The sequence below is a fragment of the Marinifilum breve genome (assembly GCF_003202155.1).
GTDB lineage: Bacteria > Bacteroidota > Bacteroidia > Bacteroidales > Marinifilaceae > Marinifilum > Marinifilum breve.
Genome location: NZ_QFLI01000052.1, coordinates 1 through 783, shown reverse-complemented (window position 1 = coordinate 783; position 783 = coordinate 1). Strand labels below are relative to the sequence as shown.

Here is a 783-nt window from a genome sequence, read left to right as displayed (position 1 = left end):
AGGCATACGCCAGCGCACCGGTCGCCACCGCCAGCGAGGTGGCCCCCACCATCGGCAGGGTGATCGCACCGGCAAGCCCCCTGAACATGGGGATCATCCCGCCGAAGGAGTCCTTCACCTGCCCCCCCTGTTGCAGCAGGATCAGCCACGGACTTTGCCCGCCTGCAAGCTGCGTGGCCACGTCGGTGAACTGTGCAGGCAGCATACGCATGGCGGCTTTATACTGCCCGACGGAAATCCCCGCTTTCTGTGCAGCCAGCGCCTGTCGGCTCAGCGACTGTTCAACGACTGCCGCTGTTTTTTTCGCATCACTTTCCGTACCAGAAAAATGACGCCTGACTCTGGCCATCTGCTCGTCAAATCTGGCCGCATCCAGACTCAAATCAACGACCAGATCGCCTACCGGTTCAGCCATACCGGACTCCTCCTGCGATCCCTTCTGATACTGTCATCAGCATTACGTCATCCTCCGTCATGTCCGCCACATCCGGGGAAGCGGGGATAACTTCATTCCCGTCCGGGCCAAAGCGGACACCTCCGGCAAGCCCTGCCGCTTTCTGCATCAGCACATCATCTTCAGGCTCTTCGTCAGCCTCGCGCCGGTTCAGCAGACTGAAATCCAGCGGATGCATATCCGGATCGCTGAAAAACAGGCTGAGCACGGTGTACGTCAGCCCGGAAAAGTGCATATCCAGCAGAACATCATGAAAATAATGGGTACTGTAAAAGCGGTGCCAGTCGGCATACTCCGTGGATGACATCCCGGCAAGCATGGCACGCCAG

The 783-nt window shown here is 58.9% G+C and carries 2 protein-coding genes; both read right to left on the bottom strand.

Annotated features, from left to right (window positions below; translation table 11 throughout):
• A partial coding sequence (locus DF185_RS22960) for a phage tail length tape measure family protein (protein ID WP_001589113.1) occupies positions 1–415 on the bottom strand: 415 nt, incomplete at its 3' end.
• Positions 408–783 (bottom strand): phage tail assembly protein T (locus DF185_RS22955; RefSeq protein WP_032259384.1); only part of this gene is annotated, 376 nt, incomplete at its 5' end. The genes DF185_RS22960 and DF185_RS22955, both read right to left, overlap by 8 nt.